Source organism: Vibrio sp. 1CM24A (assembly GCF_023161725.1).
Classification (GTDB): Bacteria; Pseudomonadota; Gammaproteobacteria; order Enterobacterales; family Vibrionaceae; genus Vibrio; species Vibrio coralliirubri.
The window spans coordinates 229,427-245,895 of record NZ_JALNTS010000008.1 but is presented as its reverse complement, the minus strand read 5'-3'; the positions used below and the strand labels follow the sequence as shown (position 1 = coordinate 245,895).

10 protein-coding genes are annotated in these 16,469 nt (G+C 46.3%); 7 read left to right on the top strand and 3 right to left on the bottom strand.

Translation table 11 applies throughout. The features are described from left to right. Nucleotides 1-18 precede the first annotated feature (18 nt). From rng to tldD, 4 genes are all read left to right on the top strand, one after another. A complete protein-coding gene (rng, locus tag MSG38_RS18710; protein WP_017061363.1) occupies nucleotides 19-1,488 on the top strand; it encodes a ribonuclease G in 1,470 nt (489 codons plus the stop codon). A 10-nt stretch (nucleotides 1,489-1,498) separates the two neighbouring features. After that, nucleotides 1,499-5,374 carry a YhdP family protein gene (locus MSG38_RS18705; protein WP_248402387.1) on the top strand — a complete coding sequence of 1,292 codons (3,876 nt, stop codon included), beginning with the start codon at nucleotides 1,499-1,501 and terminating at the stop codon, nucleotides 5,372-5,374. A 95-nt stretch (nucleotides 5,375-5,469) separates the two neighbouring features. Then, nucleotides 5,470-6,282: a carbon-nitrogen hydrolase family protein gene (locus MSG38_RS18700; protein ID WP_248402386.1), complete on the top strand. Its 813-nt coding sequence runs from the start codon at nucleotides 5,470-5,472 to the stop codon at nucleotides 6,280-6,282. A gap of 19 nt (nucleotides 6,283-6,301) precedes the next feature. Further along, on the top strand, nucleotides 6,302-7,747 hold the full coding sequence (gene tldD / locus MSG38_RS18695; protein WP_017061366.1) for a metalloprotease TldD: 1,446 nt from the start codon (nucleotides 6,302-6,304) through the stop codon (nucleotides 7,745-7,747). A gap of 108 nt (nucleotides 7,748-7,855) precedes the next feature. Here the strand turns inward: tldD and MSG38_RS18690 are convergent, their stop codons facing one another. After that, a complete protein-coding gene (locus MSG38_RS18690; protein ID WP_017062953.1) occupies nucleotides 7,856-9,235 on the bottom strand; it encodes a PhoH family protein in 1,380 nt (459 codons plus the stop codon). A gap of 466 nt (nucleotides 9,236-9,701) precedes the next feature. On the opposite strand from MSG38_RS18690, the gene rapA reads away from it, so the two are divergent. After that, nucleotides 9,702-12,611: an RNA polymerase-associated protein RapA gene (gene rapA / locus MSG38_RS18685; protein WP_017062952.1), complete on the top strand. Its 2,910-nt coding sequence runs from the start codon at nucleotides 9,702-9,704 to the stop codon at nucleotides 12,609-12,611. 111 nt (nucleotides 12,612-12,722) lie between these two features. Here the strand turns inward: rapA and MSG38_RS18680 are convergent, their stop codons facing one another. Beyond that, entirely contained in the window at nucleotides 12,723-14,000 is a 1,278-nt protein-coding gene (locus tag MSG38_RS18680) for a divalent metal cation transporter (RefSeq protein ID WP_248402385.1), read from the bottom strand. A gap of 158 nt (nucleotides 14,001-14,158) precedes the next feature. Between MSG38_RS18680 and rluA the strand changes: the two genes are divergently transcribed. Together rluA and MSG38_RS18670 are read left to right on the top strand one after the other, a co-directional pair. After that, the gene (rluA, locus tag MSG38_RS18675) at nucleotides 14,159-14,893 is read left to right on the top strand and encodes a bifunctional tRNA pseudouridine(32) synthase/23S rRNA pseudouridine(746) synthase RluA (RefSeq protein WP_248402384.1); all 735 of its coding nucleotides are present in this window, start codon (nucleotides 14,159-14,161) and stop codon (nucleotides 14,891-14,893) included. A 34-nt stretch (nucleotides 14,894-14,927) separates the two neighbouring features. Next, nucleotides 14,928-15,890: a D-2-hydroxyacid dehydrogenase gene (locus tag MSG38_RS18670; protein WP_248402383.1), complete on the top strand. Its 963-nt coding sequence runs from the start codon at nucleotides 14,928-14,930 to the stop codon at nucleotides 15,888-15,890. 85 nt (nucleotides 15,891-15,975) lie between these two features. Here MSG38_RS18670 and MSG38_RS18665 read toward each other — a convergent pair whose 3' ends face one another. After that, complete coding sequence (locus tag MSG38_RS18665) at nucleotides 15,976-16,413, bottom strand: universal stress protein (protein WP_048609641.1); 438 nt, start codon at nucleotides 16,411-16,413, stop codon at nucleotides 15,976-15,978. Nucleotides 16,414-16,469: the final 56 nt, after the last annotated feature.

Genomic DNA, 16,469 nt, shown 5'->3' with positions numbered 1-16,469 from the left:
ACTAATCTGAGGTGCACCATGAGTGCTGAATTGTTGCTGAACGTGACCCCGAGTGAAACTCGTGTGGCCATGATTGAAGGGGGGGCTCTTCAAGAGATCCATGTCGAACGAGATGCTCGACGCGGTATCGTAGGAAATATCTATAAAGGACGTGTAAGCCGTGTTCTTCCGGGAATGCAGGCGGCTTTTGTTGATATAGGCCTTGAGAAAGCAGCTTTTTTACACGCCTCTGATATTGTCCCACACACTGAATGTGTCGCTGAAAACGAAAAGAAGCAATTTCAGGTTCGTGATATTTCAGAGCTTGTTCGTCAAGGGCAAGACATTGTGGTGCAAGTGGTCAAAGACCCTCTTGGTACTAAAGGTGCCCGCTTAACCACTGATATCACTCTGCCGTCTCGCTATTTGGTATTTATGCCGGGCGCAAGTCATGTTGGTGTATCTCAACGTATCGACAGCGAGTCTGAACGTAACCGCCTTAAAAAAGTCGTGTCTCGTTACTGTGACGAACATGGTGGCTTCATCATCCGCACTGCCGCAGAAGGTGCAGATTCAAATGAGTTGGCACAAGATGCCGCATTCTTGAAGCGATTATGGTTAAAAGTATTAGAGCGTCGTGGTAAGCACAAGGCGCGTACTCGTTTGTATGGTGAGCTTTGCTTAAGCCAGCGTATCTTGCGTGACTTTGTCGGTACTGAGCTGAGCAAGATTCAGGTCGATTCTCGCCTAGAATATGAAAACCTAAAAGAGTTTACCTCTGAATACGTGCCTGAGCTTACAGACAAGCTTGAGCTGTATGAAGGTGATAAGCCTATCTTTGATATGTACGATACCGAGAACGAAATTCAGCGTTCATTGGATCGTAAAGTTGAATTAAAGTCTGGTGGGTATCTGATTATCGACCAAACTGAAGCGATGACCACTGTTGATATCAACACTGGCGCGTTTGTTGGTCGTCGTAATCTAGAAGAGACGATTTTCAACACCAACGTAGAAGCGACTCAAGCGATTGCTCGTCAGCTGCGTCTACGTAACTTAGGTGGCATCATCATTATCGACTTTATTGATATGTTGTCTGAGGAACATCGTAAGCGAGTACTAACTTCTTTAGAGGCTGCGCTCGACAAAGACCGTGTGAAAACCAATATTAATGGCTTCACACAGCTTGGTTTGGTTGAGATGACTCGTAAACGTACTCGTGAAAGTATTGAGCATATCCTGTGTTCAAGCTGTCCGGCTTGTGAAGGCCGTGGCAGTGTGAAGACAGTTGAAACCGTTTGTTATGAAATTCTTCGAGAGATCACGCGAGTGAACCGTGCGTACGACGCCGATAAATTTGTGGTCTATGCGGCAGCTGCCGTGGCTGAGGCGTTAGAGGGCGATGAATCTCATGCGCTTGCGGAGCTTGAAGTCTTTATTGGTAAGCAAGTTAAAATCCAGGCTGAGCCTCTGTACATACAAGAGCAGTTTGATGTTGTTATGATGTAATGGAAATTTTGTGAGCTCAAGCGTTACTCTGATTCTACGTGCATGTTTATGGTTAGTGGTTACTCTCTTAGTAACGCTAGCCATTGCCGTTACTACACTGCGTGTAGCCTTGCCCAATTTAAACAAGTATCAATCTGAAATTGAGCTTTGGGTAAACCAACACTCCGGTTTTGATTTTTCGATTCAAGACGTGGGCGGTTTTTGGCGTAACACTCACCCTTCTATTGCTCTGCAAGGCGTTAAAGCCAGTCTTCCTAATGCTGAAGATGTGAGCTTTTCTGTCGAGCGTGTTGAAGTCGAGTTTGACTTGATTCAATCGGTTGTACAGATGCGCCCGGTTGTGGCCGACTTGGTCATGAATCAAATGTATCTTGATATCCGCTCAATTGATCTGTTTGCCGGACAAAACGGTAAAGACGAACCTAAAGATCCCGGTTCCTCCAAGCGAGTGATACAAGAGCTCGATAATTTACTTCTGAAAACTTTGGTGGATGTGACCGCCAAAGATTCCACTCTTTTATATCGAACTATCTCTGATGAAGAACGTCAGCTTGATATCGAAACTCTGAAATGGCAAAACTCAGGTAAACATCACCTTGCGGAAGGTGTGGTGAGTATTAAAGATGCCAATTTAAACTCTTTGTCAGTGAGCGCTAACTTTATTGATGGCGGCTCGTTAACTGATATGACGGGTGAGTTTTATGTCAGTGCGGACAGTATCTCGGTTAAGCCTTGGTTAACTCGTTATATGCAGGCGGAATCCGGCATTGAAACGGGTACAGTGAGCTTGAATAGCTGGCTTACGCTGCGCAATAGCAAACCAGTAAGCGCTTATGTTGAGGTTTTACCCTCAGAATTGACGTGGAACGAAGATGGCGAGCATGACCTCATGCTTGAGTCCGGTGTCTTTAAGCTGTCCCCGACGGATGATGGCTGGCAAGTAAATGGTCACTCACTAAATCTTAGAACGGATGACACACCTTGGCCGGAACTCGACGTAGCGTTCAAGTGGAACCAAGGTCCATGGCAACTCAACGTTTCCGAGCTGGATATTGCGACCATTACTCCGTTGATTAAGCTGCTGCCTGACTCTGAACAATCAACCAAAATGATTAACGTATTGGCACCGGGCGGTTCTGTTTCTGATATTCGTGTCTCTATGGATTCAGGAATCGACAGTTTACGTTATTCAGCCAGCTTTTCTGATCTTGCGATTGAGCAGTGGGAATTAGTCCCAGGCTTTAGCCAAGTGTCAGGTAGTGTGTTTGGTTCGGCTTCGGAAGCCAAAGCCAGTCTGCACGTTATTGACGATGTGTTCCCTTATGGTGATGTCTTCCAAGCGCCTTTGAATATCAAACAAGGTCAGGTTGATATTGTTTGGCAGCAAGATGAAAACGGCTGGAAACTGTGGTCGGACAAAATCACAGCAGCAACGCCAGATTTACAAGTACTAGGCGCATTCCGCTTAGACTTCCCTAAAGATGCGAGCCCTTACTTATCATTTTACGGTGAAGCAGACGCTTACAACGTAGGAGAAACATGGCGTTACCTGCCGACTCTAGCGCTTGGACAGGACTTGACGGATTACCTTTCGACTGCGATTCAAGCGGGTAAAGCGGATACCGTAAAACTGCTGTGGCATGGTGATTTATCTCAGTATCCATACACCAATCATGATGGTATTTTCCAAGTTTGGGTTGGTTTAGAAGACGCGAAATTCAGCTTTGATACCGCGTGGCCACTGATTACTGATCTTCAGCTTGATCTGCTATTTGAAAATGATGCGATGCACCTGGACTCTCGTTCCGCTCAATTGATGGATGTAACAGCCGATCGAATCACAGGACGCATTCCTTATTTAGGGGAAGGCGGCCATATTGAAATTGAAGCTAAAGCGACGGCGTCAGGTAATGCAGTGCGCGATTACATGACGTCTTCGCCACTGGTGGGTTCAGTAGGCGCAGCGTTAACCGCACTTCAAGTGAGTGGTGATGTCTCTTCTGAGTTCCAGCTTAATATTCCGTTTGATTCTGAAAAAGAAGCAAGAGCGTGGGGTTATGCAGACTTAAGTGGTAACCATGTTGAGATTGAAGCGCCACCAATGGTGCTTGAGAACACCACGGGTCGAATTGAATTTGATAATGACGTAGTGACGGCAAATGGCCTCGCTGCGGATCTGCTTAACCAAAGTATCTCGCTTGATTTTAAGGGCCTTAATGATGGTCCTGGCTATGCAGTTGATATTGATGTGTTAGGTGATTGGGACGTTAAGCCTCTAGAACCTTACATCGGTGAGCAATGGTTAAGCCGCTTATCAGGTCATGCGCAATGGCAAAGCCAGATTGATATCCAGCTGAATGATATCGGCTTTACCTACCAACTAGACTTACAATCAGATCTAAAATACTTGGCGAGTGATTACCCGTATCCTTTGGAGAAAAAATCACTAGAAAGTGGCTCTGCAAGGCTACAAGCATCGGGTAACCAAGAGACGATTACCGCGCGCCTGCAATTGCCAAACACCAAGTACCAAGCTGAGATTGATATTACAGGCGACGTGCCAGAGTTAACGGCGACTAATTTAGTGCTTGGTCGCGGTGGCTATAAAATTAGTCCGGTTGTTGGCCATCACGCACTGATTCGTACGGATAAATTCAATGCCGATGATTGGTTATCAGTTGTGATGGAACCGGTCAAGCCTTCAACGGCTGTGCTTAGCCAAATGAACACGCCAACCATACCTGCGCCAAGCCGTATTACCTTTGAGAGTAAAGAGCTGATCTTGGGTGGTATCTCTTGGAATGATGTCGATTTTAGTGCTCGCAAGAACAAACAAGCGTGGCAAATGGAAGTGTCTAGCCAAGAGCTGGAAGGGGATATTAACTATCTGCCACCTTACGATTTGACGGTTTCACTGGATCGTCTGCACCTGTTTGTTCCTGAGTGGAGTGATAAGAACAACCAAGATCAGCAGCTGCTGCAACGCAAAGAACAAGCTGCGCCATTGATCTCCAAATTGGATAGAAAGATCCACGATGCGATGCCAAACCTGACCCTGACGCTGAATGACTTTTGGCTACAAGGCTACAAGGTTGGTAAGGTCGATGTTGAAATGACGAGGAACGAAGACCGTATCGAGTGGAACAAAATCCAGGTTCGAAGTGGTGGCAACAAAGCGGATGTGAGTGGCTGGTGGGAACTGCAAGGTGACAAGAGTCATTCATCGTTAACCGTTGATGTAGAAGGTGAAAACAACAGCGAACTCATGGAGCGCTTTGGTATTACTTCCGGGATTCAAAAAGCGCCATTTGCGTTGGAAGGCCAACTAAACTGGGACGGCTCGCCTTGGGGGATCAAAATGGATACTCTTGATGGCAACGTTAAAACTAAGTTTGGTAAAGGCATTATCTCGGATGTGAGCGGCGCTGCTCGATTGCTTGGTCTGTTTAGCCTAGATTCGATCATCCGTAAGATGCAGCTCGATTTCTCGGACGTGTTTGATAAAGGTATGGCATTTAACAGCATCACAGGCACTGGCGAGATTCAAAATGGCATCTTCCTGACCAATGATCTGAATATGGATGCGGTCGCCGGTGAGATGAAGATCAAAGGTATCGCTAACCTCAACACGCGTCAGGTTGATGCTGAGGTGAACTTTACCCCAGATATTACCTCGGGTATTCCCGTATTAACGGCCTTTGCGGTAACCCCTCAAACGGCGCTGTACGTATTGGCGGTGACCACAGTTATTTCGCCAGTGGTTGAAGTCTTTACCCAAGTTAATTACTCGGTGAAAGGGCCGCTTGATTCACCAACGGTGAGCGAGCTTTCTCGTAGCTCCGGTGAGTTCCAGCTACCAGAGAAGCTGAGAAAATTAGCCGAATAAACCTTAAATTAGCCGAGAAGACCCTAGTACCCTAATCAGCTAATATACGGTGAAATGCTGATTTCTGAATCATAATGAATGGAGGAGCGATACACATGGATTGTGTTGGGTTGATTCAAATGACATCTGGCCCTAGCCCTGAATTGAACTTTGACTACCTTGCTCAAGAAGTAGCAAAGTGCAAAGAGTTAGGGGCTAAGTGGGTTGTGTGCCCTGAAAACGCGTTAGTTTTTGGCAGTAAAGCCGACTATCACCAGTATGCTGAACCTTTAAATGATGGCTCACTGCAAAAGAAAATCTCTGAGCTAGCAAAGCTTCATCGAGTTTGGATCGTTATTGGTAGTATGCCGATAAGCACAGCTAAAGGTGTGACTACCACAACCTTGGTGATTGATGATTTTGGTTGCCTCGTTACTCATTACGACAAGCTACACATGTTTGATGTGGATGTCGCTGACGCCCATAAGTGCTATCGAGAGTCCGATATTTTCACTCCGGGCAACCAAGTTGTGACAGCGGAAACGCCTTTTGGTCGCTTAGGTTTGAGTATTTGTTATGATGTGCGCTTTCCACACTTGTATTCAGAGTTACGTAAGCAAGGGGCACAAATCATTGTGGTGCCTGCGGCTTTTACAGCGGTAACGGGTCAAGCGCACTGGGAAGCACTGTTAAGATGCCGCGCGATCGAAACACAGTCGTGGATTGTCGCGGTAGGACAAGGCGGAAAACACCCTTGTCAAAGAGAAACATGGGGACACTCAATGGTGGTTGATCCATGGGGACGAGTGGTCGCACAGTTAGACCAAGATCCTAAAAGTATGGTGGTTGAGATAGACACATCCAGTTGCGAGTCCATTAGGCAAAATATGCCCATCGCGCAACACTCTCGATTTACCAATCAATTTTAATTACAAACAAGAGCCATCTATGAGCATTAATCAAATTGAAGAAGCGCTACTGAACCCGACAGGGCTTACGGAGCAAAATATCGCAGATACATTGGCGAGCATTGCTACCCGCCAAATTGATTATGCTGATATCTACTTTCAGTCAAGCTGGCACGAATCTTTAGTGCTAGAAGACAGCATTATTAAAGACGGCTCTTTCAATATCGATTGCGGTGTTGGCGTTCGTGCAGTATCTGGTGAAAAGACCGGTTTTGCTTACTCTGACCAAATCCAATTGGATGGCCTTAAGCAGAGCGCAATTGCGGCTCGTGGTATTGCTAAACAAGGTCAAAACGGCAAGGTTCAAGCGTTCAAACGCAACTCTAACCAAGCTTACTATGATGCAGTTAATCCACTAGCAAGTTGGGAAAAACAGCAGAAAACAGAATTACTAAAATCATTAGATGCTTACATTCGCACTAAAGAACCGATGGTCACTGAAGTATCGGTGAGCCTAAGTGGTGTGCATGAGCAGATGCTGGTTGCTGCGACTGATGGCACTTACGCTGGTGATATTCGTCCGTTGGTTCGCTTATCTATTAGCGTACTTGCACAGAAGGGTGATCGTCGTGAGCGTGGTAGTGCTGGTGGTGGTGGCCGTTTTGGTTACGACTTCTTCTTAAGTGATGACAAAGGCACTCAAGTTGCTTACCAATTTGCGGATGAAGCGATTCGCCAAGCGTTAGTTAACCTTGAAGCAGTTGCTGCGCCTGCTGGTGCAATGCCTGTGGTTCTTGGTTCTGGTTGGCCGGGCGTTCTGCTGCATGAAGCGGTAGGCCACGGTTTAGAAGGCGACTTCAACCGTAAAGAGTCATCAGTATTCTCTGGCAAAGTTGGCGAACAAGTCACTTCAAGCCTATGTACGATTGTCGATGACGGTACATTAACGGATCTACGTGGTTCATTGAACGTTGATGACGAAGGTGTTAACGGTCAGTACAACACGCTAATCGAAAACGGCATCCTAAAAGGTTACATGCAAGATAAGCTGAACGCGCGTCTAATGGGTGTAGCACCGACAGGTAATGGTCGTCGTGAGTCATACGCGCATCTTCCAATGCCACGTATGACGAATACATACATGCTACCGGGCGAACACACGCCGGAAGAGATCATCGCAACGGTTGAGAAAGGTATCTACGCACCGAACTTCGGCGGCGGTCAAGTTGATATCACATCAGGTAAGTTTGTATTCTCAGCGTCTGAAGCGTACATGATTGAAAATGGCAAAATCACTCACCCAGTGAAAGGCGCGACGCTAATCGGTTCTGGTATCGAAGCAATGCAGCAAGTGTCTATGGTCGGTAACGACCTAAGCATCGACCGTGGTGTTGGTGTGTGTGGTAAGGCTGGCCAAAGTGTGCCAGTGGGTGTTGGTCAACCAACATTGAAGCTAGACTCGCTAACCGTTGGTGGTACTGAGTAATTCAGACTAACCTCTGCAGACTTACTTCAAAATATTAAATTGAAAAGCGCCTCCAATGTGAGGCGCTTTTTGTTTTTAGATTACGGATTCAGTGAGCGTATAGAGTCACTACATGTTCTCTTCCGCAAACTCAGCCAGTCGGCTACGCACCACACCATTGAGGTGGATATTGGCACTGCCTTCGAAGTTTTTAAAACGCTCAACCATGTAGGTTAAGCCTGAAGTCACAGGGGTTAGGTAAGAAGAGTCTATCTGCGCTAGGTTACCTGAGCAGACGATCTTAGTACCTTCACCACAACGGGTGATGATGGTTTTGATCTGTGAAGCGGTGAGGTTTTGACACTCATCCAAAAGCACAAACGCATTCTGAATCGAGCGGCCACGCATGAAGTTAATCGATTTGAACTGAATATTGGCTTTGTCACAGATGTATTTCATCGAGCCTTCTGTGCAGTGGTCATTCTTGTGCAGCGCTTCCAGCGTATCGGTCACTGCGGCTAACCAAGGCAACATCTTCTCCTCCTCTGTACCCGGAAGGAAACCTATCGATTCACCAATATCAGGCGTATTGCGGGTTACGATGATCTTGTCGAACTGTTTGCGCTCAATGGTTTGTTCAAGTGCAGCAGCCATGGCTAGCAGCGTCTTACCACTACCCGCTGCGCCAGTGAGAATCACCAGATCAATATCAGGGTCGAGCAGCGCATCTATCGCCATGCCTTGATAGACGTTCTTTGGTGTGATGTCCCATGCCCTGCGATTCATCAGCCTTTCGCGGCTGAGGTCTCTCAGGGTAATGCTTTCAGGCTCAATCTCCTCGACTCGAGCGGCAAAATCACTTTCTTCATCAATCACATATTGGTTGAGGAAGGTTGGCTCGAACGGCGCTCTTGCTAAGGTGTGCAGCGTCTTTCCGCCTAAACTTCTGCTCTCAACATTATCGATACCATCCCAAAATGAGCCTTCCAGTTGTTGGAAGCCTTTAGTGAGGTATTGGATATCATCAATCAGTTGGTCAGTTTGATAGTCTTCAACAAAACGGACACCGGCGCCTTTTGCTCGTAAACGCATGTTGATGTCTTTAGTGATAAGAACCACTTCGCGTGGCGCGCGTTTATTTTGAAGATAGAGGACTGCGTTGAGGATTCTGTTATCGCCTGCCTTGTCATCGGCGAAGGCTTTGATGCTTTCTTGAAGTTCGTAGTCAGCGAGTATTGAAATACTGCCAGATGCGTTTATGTCTTTAGAAAAAGGGATGCCTTCCGATATTTGGTCTGGTGTGGCTTCCCTGAACAGGTCTTCGAGCGTTCGAATCGCAATTCTTGCGTCTCGAGCAACGTCTCTTTTACTGTCTTTGATTCTGTCGAGTTCTTCTAGCACTGTCATGGGGATAACGACATCGTGCTCTTGGAAAGAAAATATAGCGAAGGGTTCGTGAAGTAGAATATTGGTGTCTAAAACAAATAGCTTCCGGTTGGTCTCGCCCATAGCATCTCCTTGCCGACGTGCGGCTTGCCTTGCATTCATTGAACGTAGATAAAGCTCATATAAAGATTAGTATCTGATTCTGGTGATAGTCAACTACTCACCTAAACTTCATCTAGAGGAATAGCACCATATCGTTACGAGTGAACATGGCGTATTCGTTTGAGAGCAGCAATCTGCTACCTATAGATTAACCATGAATTTTTGACAGTTTGATTGCACTGGCGAAAACAGAAAAAAAGCATGAAATCATCTCCTTTAGGCGTGACCTAAATCACAGCATCGAGTAAGATTAGCGACCTTTTTCTGCACCATTTTCTCGAGATATTTATTATTGAGAGCGCACTTAAAAAGTGGCTGCAAACTAGACATTTTTGGCTATATTTTTAGTTCAGGAGCGATAACGTTCTTGTTTGAAACTGCAGTTAAGAAGACCAAATTCCAACTATAAGATTGAGGTAGTCGATTCATGACATTTGCTTTGGGGCAACGCTGGATAAGCGATACGGAGAGCGATTTAGGTTTAGGTACCGTTGTAGCAATGGATGCTCGCACAGTGACACTAATGTTTGCAGCGTCAGAAGAAAACCGTGTTTATGCACGTACTGATGCTCCCGTAACCCGAGTAACGTTTAATGTAGGCGATGTCATCGAATGCCAAGAAGGTTGGTCTCTGTCTGTCGAAGAAGTTATCGAAGACAAAGGGCTGTTAACCTACTTAGGTACTCGCGAAGATACCCAAGAAACAGAAGTCACTCTGCGTGAAATCTTCTTAAGTAACCAGATCCGCTTTAACAAGCCACAAGACAAGCTGTACGCAGGTCAAATCGACCGTATGGATAACTTTGTGTTGCGTTACCGCGCGCTGAGCAACCAGTACCAACAACACAAGAGCCCTATGCGTGGCTTGTGTGGTATGCGTGCTGGCTTAATCCCTCATCAGCTATACATCGCTCATGAAGTGGGTCGTCGTCACGCTCCGCGCGTTTTATTGGCTGATGAAGTGGGTCTAGGTAAAACCATCGAAGCGGGCATGATCATCCACCAACAGGTGTTGTCTGGCCGTGCTGAACGTATTCTGATTGTGGTTCCTGAAACTCTACAACACCAATGGTTAGTCGAGATGATGCGCCGTTTCAATCTGCATTTCTCTATCTTTGACGAAGAGCGTTGTATTGAAGCGTTTGCTGAATCGGACAATCCATTTGATACCCAGCAATACGTTCTGTGTTCTTTGGACTTCCTACGTAAGAGCCGTAAGCGCTACGAGCAAGCACTTGAAGGCGAGTGGGACTTGTTGGTTGTCGATGAAGCGCATCACCTTGAGTGGAGCCAAGACAAACCAAGCCGCGAATACCAAGTGGTTGAAGGCTTAGCGGAAAATACGTCTGGTGTGCTACTACTAACAGCAACGCCTGAACAGCTTGGTCGTGAGAGTCACTTTGCACGTCTGCGTCTGCTTGATCCTGATCGCTTCTACGATTACGAAGCATTCGTTGAAGAAGAAGATCAATACGCACCAGTTGCAGATGCAGTAACGGCTCTGTTCTCCGGCGTGAAGCTTGAAAACAGCGCGAAGAACCAGATTACGGAACTGCTTTCTGAGCAAGATGTTGAGCCTCTGTTCCGTGTGATTGAAGGTGATAGCAGCGAAGAAGAGCAAGCTTTAGCTCGCCAAGAATTGATTGATAACCTTATGGATCGCCATGGTACTGGCCGTGTTCTTTTCAGAAACACACGTGCTGCAATCAAAGGCTTCCCTAAGCGTAATGTGAACCTACTGCCGATGGAGATTCCAACGCAGTACACAACCTCAATGCGTGTATCTGGCATGATCGGTGGCAAGATGGCTCCCGAAGCTCGTGCTATGAAGATGCTGTATCCAGAAGAGATCTTCCAAGAGTTTGAAGGTGAAGATTCAAGCTGGTGGCAGTTCGACTCACGCGTTAACTGGTTGATTGAAAAGATCCAAGACAAGCGCAGCGAGAAAATCCTAGTGATCGCCTCTCGTGCAAGTACGGCTCTTCAATTAGAGCAAGCACTGCGTGAGCGTGAAGGTGTACGTGCAACCGTATTCCACGAAGGCATGTCGATTCTAGAGCGTGATAAAGCTGCGGCTTACTTTGCTCAAGAAGAGGGCGGCGCTCAGGTTCTTATCTGTAGTGAAATCGGCTCTGAAGGTCGTAACTTCCAGTTCGCTAACCAACTTGTGATGTTTGATCTGCCGTTCAACCCAGACTTGCTTGAGCAACGTATTGGTCGTTTGGACCGTATTGGTCAGCTGCGTGATATCGACATTCATGTTCCTTACTTAAAAGGCACATCACAGGCGATTCTTGCGCGTTGGTTCGATGAAGGTCTGAATGCATTTGCGGAAACTTGTCCAACGGGTCGCACGGTTTACGATAAGTACTCAGATGTTCTTATCGAGATGCTGGCTTCTGGTAACACAGAGCAACTTGATGAAGTGATTGAAGAGTCTGCCAAGCTAAATCAAAGCCTGAAATCAGATCTAGAAAAAGGCCGTGATCGCCTATTAGAAATGCATTCAAACGGTGGTGATAAAGCGCATGAAATTGCAGAAAAGATCGCGTCGACTGACGGCGATACTAACCTAGTGACGTTTGCATTGAGCCTGTTCGACACGATTGGCTTAAACCAAGACGACAAGGGTGAGAATGCGCTGGTTGTGACGCCATCTGAGCACATGATGGTACCAAGCTACCCAGGCTTACCATACGAAGGCGCAACCATCACATTCGACCGTGATACTGCACTTTCTCGTGAAGACATGAACTTCATTAGCTGGGAACATCCGATGATTCAGGGTGGTATCGATCTGCTACTGAGTGAAGGTGTTGGTGCATCAGCGGTATCGCTACTGAAAAACAAAGCGCTGCCAGTGGGTACTATCCTGCTTGAGTTGGTTTACCTTGTGGATGCGCAAGCGCCGAAACGCAGCGGTATCAGCCAGTTCTTACCTAAGACGCCAATTCGTTTGATGATGGATGGCCGTGGTAATGACTTATCAGCTCAGGTCGAGTTCGACAGCTTTAACCGTCAATTAAGCCCTGTAAACCGTCACTTAGCGAGCAAGCTAGTTAACTCGGTACAAGGTGAGATTCATAAGCTAATCGAAGCGGGTGAGACGCACGTACTTCCTAAAGTGGAAGAAGTGCGTGAACAAGCTCAACGAGATATGCAGACTAACCTGAACGGTGAGTTAGAGCGTCTACAAGCGCTTAAAGCCGTGAACCCTAATATTCGTGATGAAGAGCTAGAGGTAATCGAAGCTCAAATCAATGAACTGACTGGTTACATCAGCAAAGCTCAGGTTCAGCTAGACTCATTACGCTTGATTGTGGTTTCTCACAACTAGTTTTGAATTAGCGAAATGCTTCAACGAAATAAGGCCTTCATCATGAAGGCCTTATTTTTATCTAGCGTTTGAAAGCTGTATTGGTTGTTGAAAGATGTATAGGTAGAGGAGCTACATCAACCACTTCCACCAAACAAATACTGCTAAGAAACCAAACAGGTAAACAAGACCCGCGACAGACAGCCATTTTAGCTTGCTGCCAATGGCTAGCGCTTCTGGAAGCTTAGCCTTGTTCACTAGGATGAAGTTAAGCAGCGCGAAGAATGGCGTGGTCGCAAAGGCAAGCACCATCGCAAAATCAAGCATTGGCATCAGTGCAGCGCTAAAGAACATCACAATCGCTAATGCCGCGAGAGAGACAATGATGATCCAGCCTTGCAGCATTCTTGGGCTTGAATCTTTTTTGAATAATAGGCGCTGTGATTCAGCAAGCACGCGAGAGTAGCCATCGATAACGGTAATCGTGCTACCAAAGATACAGAAGAAAGCGATAAGAGCGATTAATGGACGAGACCATTCACCAATTGTCGAAGCGTAGATGCCGACCAATTGATGAGTAAAGCCCACACCAGAGCGAGACAGTTCAACACCCGAACCGTGAAGTACTAGCGCGCCCAACGCAACAAATACTAAAGCAAGCAATGCAGTACCAATGTAGCCGACATTGAAATCGAACAGTGCTGATTGTGCGGTCACTTCCTGCTTCTCTTTTTGGCTTTTTAGCCACATAGAGGTGATGCTTGAAATCTCGATCGGCGCAGGCATCCAACCCATGGTCACCACGATAAAACCAATAGCAGCCAATGACCAAGGCGATGGCGGAACAAAAGCAGCATCAGGCTGGACTGGGGAGCCGATAGCAATCGCAACAGCAGCTAAGGTTGTGATGGTTAAGATCGCCATGATCGCTTTAGATAGTGTATCTAGAGCACGATAATGGCCAGCAAACAGAATGATCAAACAGGTCGCTAAAACGATCATGCACAAGGTGCTAGTGGCTAAATTGAAAGGAACAAAGTAACTGAGTAGGCTTGCACTGAATAATAGCAGGGCAGCGGTATTCACGACCGCAGATATGGCACTCAAGATCGAAAAGATCACAAGGTAAGGGCGGCCTAGGTTAGAGTAACCTTCCACCAAGCTTTGACCCGTTCCTAGCGTGTATTGGATGCCGGCTCTGAAGAATGGATATTTAAATACGTTAACGAGGATAATGAGAGCGGCAAGCTGCCAACCATAAATCGCACCCGCCTTGGTTGAGGCGACTAAGTGAGAACCACCTACAGCCGCTGCGGCCATCATAATGCCTGGGCCAAGAGACTTAATTAAACTTGATAGGGGAGCTGAGGTTGGTGTTTTTGTGTTGGTGGTTTTAACCGTACTGTCCATCGTTTTTCCTTTGATGCTGACTTCTTATTATCCGTTACCCTATCAATACCATGTTTTGTAAAGTCGTCAACTTTTATGTACGAAAATGTTGAAAATTGTATTTTTTTATAAACGAATCAACCGTAAATTATTTATTCACTAGCAATTAAGAGGCTTCAATGGCGTTAGAACAGTACACACCACCGCGTGAACCGTGGATTGATATTGTTTATCAAGATGACGATATTCTTGTGGTGAACAAGCCTGCAGGCCTGCTTTCTGTTCCGGGGAGGTTACCTGAGCATTACGACAGCATGTGGAGTCGGTTAGTTGTCGAATTTCCAGAGATTCAAGTCGTGCATCGATTAGACATGTCGACATCGGGATTGATGCTGCTCGCTAAACACAAACAAGCTGAGCGTCATTTGAAGAAGCAATTTCAATATCGACTGACACACAAACTCTATTACGCTCGAGTATGGGGTTCAGTAGAAGAAGCAGAAGGTTTGATTGATCTGCCGCTCATTTGTGATTGGCCAAATCGACCAAGACAAAAGGTGTGCTTCGTGGATGGCAAGCCATCACAGACTCGCTATGTGGTGGAGCAACAAGAGGCTCAAACGGCATTGTTGAAGTTGCTGCCGATCACTGGCCGCTCTCATCAGTTACGTGTTCACTGCATGGAACTAGGGAATCCAATCGTTGGCGACGAGTTTTATGCCACGCCAGATGCGTTTAACTATAGTGATAGGTTAGCTCTGCACGCGTGTGAACTGAGCTTTTATCATCCGGCTGACAATCAGCTTTTCAAAGCCTTTGTTCCTTGTGACTTTTACCCTCAAGCATCACTGCAAATTGAACAGCACTTTGAAATTGCGCCAGAGCTTCCAGACTACAGCAAGCTAAAAGCTTAGAATGGTTAAATCAATACCAATGCAAGGACGTACAATGCCGAAGTTGAAAGTGGTCTTTCTCGACAGAGCCACCATTCCATCTCAAATCCATTTAAAACCTCTCAGCTTTGAACATGAGTGGGTAGAGTATGACTTTACTGCTCCAGAACTCGTTGCTGAGCGCGTTGCCGGAGCGGATGTTGTTATCACCAATAAGGTTGTGCTCAATGCTGATAATTTAGCTCAAGCACAACAACTCAAGTTGATCGCGGTGTCAGCGACTGGCGTCAATAATGTCGATGTTGACTATTGCAAGGGTAACAATATCGCAGTGGCTAATGTGCAAGGCTATGCGACTCAGTCGGTACCTGAACATGTGATTGCTATGCTGTTTACGTTAAAACGAAACCTTGTTGGCTACCATCACGACATTGAAGCCGGCGAGTGGCAAAAGGATAAACAGTTCTGCTTCTTTACTCATCCAATCCAAGATGTTGCAGGCAGCACATTAGGTTTAATGGGTAGCGGCAGCTTAGGCCAAGCCACCGGGATATTAGCTAAAGCGATTGGTATGAAGGTGATTTTTGCTGAGCGAAAAGGCGCGGAGTCTTGTCGAGAGGGGTATCTGCCTTTTGATACAGTGTTGCAGCAAGCGGATGCGATCAGCTTACATTGTCCGCTTACCAAAGCTACTCGAAACCTGATTTCCGAGCGAGAGCTAGCAATGATGAAACCAAGTGCGGTGTTAATTAATGCTGGCCGTGGTGGACTTGTCGATGAACAGGCCTTGGTTGAAGCTTTGAAAAGTAATGAGATCGCAGGTGCTGGCATGGACGTGTTTACACAAGAGCCACCTGACAACTCGAACCCACTATTGGCCAACAGTCACCTACCTAACTTACTGCTGACACCTCATGTGGCGTGGGGCAGTGACAGTTCAATTCAAAAGCTGTCTGATATCTTAATCGATAATATTGATGGGTTTGTCGCGGGTAATCCGCAGAATTTAGTGAGTTGATTGCAGAATTAAACGGTGCGAACACAAAACAAAAAAGGTTGGCTTTTAGGCCAACCTTTTTAGATCGTTGTGTCGATTAAGTGATTTAGCCTTGCGGCTTAACTACCAATACATTGATAGGTGAGTTCTGTACCACTTTGCTTGCAACAGAACCAAGCACAACTTTGTCGATTTTCGAACGCTTATGGCTAGGCATCACGATAAGGTCAGCGCCCAGTTTTTCTGCGTAGTCTAGAATCGTTGTGTAAGTCTTGCCTTCGGCAACGTGAACTTTATACACCACTTCATCGTCAATGTGCTTGTCAGCAAACTCTTTCAGCTGATTTTTCACATCAAGCTTCATTTGGTTCGCTGCATCTTTCGGGAAGTAAGACGCAACCATCGACATGTGAATGCCCGGTAGTACGTTCAGAATGTGGACTTCAGCATTGCTGTGTTTTGCGTGCCATACCGCTAGCTCGACTGCTTTATCAGAAAAGCCTTTGTCGTTAAGATCAACGGGAACAAGGATTTGTCTATACATGTATTCGTCTCTTTTTGAGCAGCGCTTAGCACATACCAAACGCTGTAATTATCTTT

Bases quoted from the DNA above. Each gene is read 5' to 3' on its own strand.
- rng (WP_017061363.1), top strand. From the start codon at position 19: ATGAGTGCTGAATTGTTGCTGAACGTGACCCCGAGTGAAACTCGTGTG.
- MSG38_RS18700 (WP_248402386.1), top strand. From the start codon at position 5,470: ATGGATTGTGTTGGGTTGATTCAAATGACATCTGGCCCTAGCCCTGAA.
- tldD (WP_017061366.1), top strand. From the start codon at position 6,302: ATGAGCATTAATCAAATTGAAGAAGCGCTACTGAACCCGACAGGGCTT.
- MSG38_RS18690 (WP_017062953.1), bottom strand. From the start codon at position 9,235: ATGGGCGAGACCAACCGGAAGCTATTTGTTTTAGACACCAATATTCTA.
- rapA (WP_017062952.1), top strand. From the start codon at position 9,702: ATGACATTTGCTTTGGGGCAACGCTGGATAAGCGATACGGAGAGCGAT.
- MSG38_RS18680 (WP_248402385.1), bottom strand. From the start codon at position 14,000: ATGGACAGTACGGTTAAAACCACCAACACAAAAACACCAACCTCAGCT.
- rluA (WP_248402384.1), top strand. From the start codon at position 14,159: ATGGCGTTAGAACAGTACACACCACCGCGTGAACCGTGGATTGATATT.
- MSG38_RS18670 (WP_248402383.1), top strand. From the start codon at position 14,928: ATGCCGAAGTTGAAAGTGGTCTTTCTCGACAGAGCCACCATTCCATCT.
- MSG38_RS18665 (WP_048609641.1), bottom strand. From the start codon at position 16,413: ATGTATAGACAAATCCTTGTTCCCGTTGATCTTAACGACAAAGGCTTT.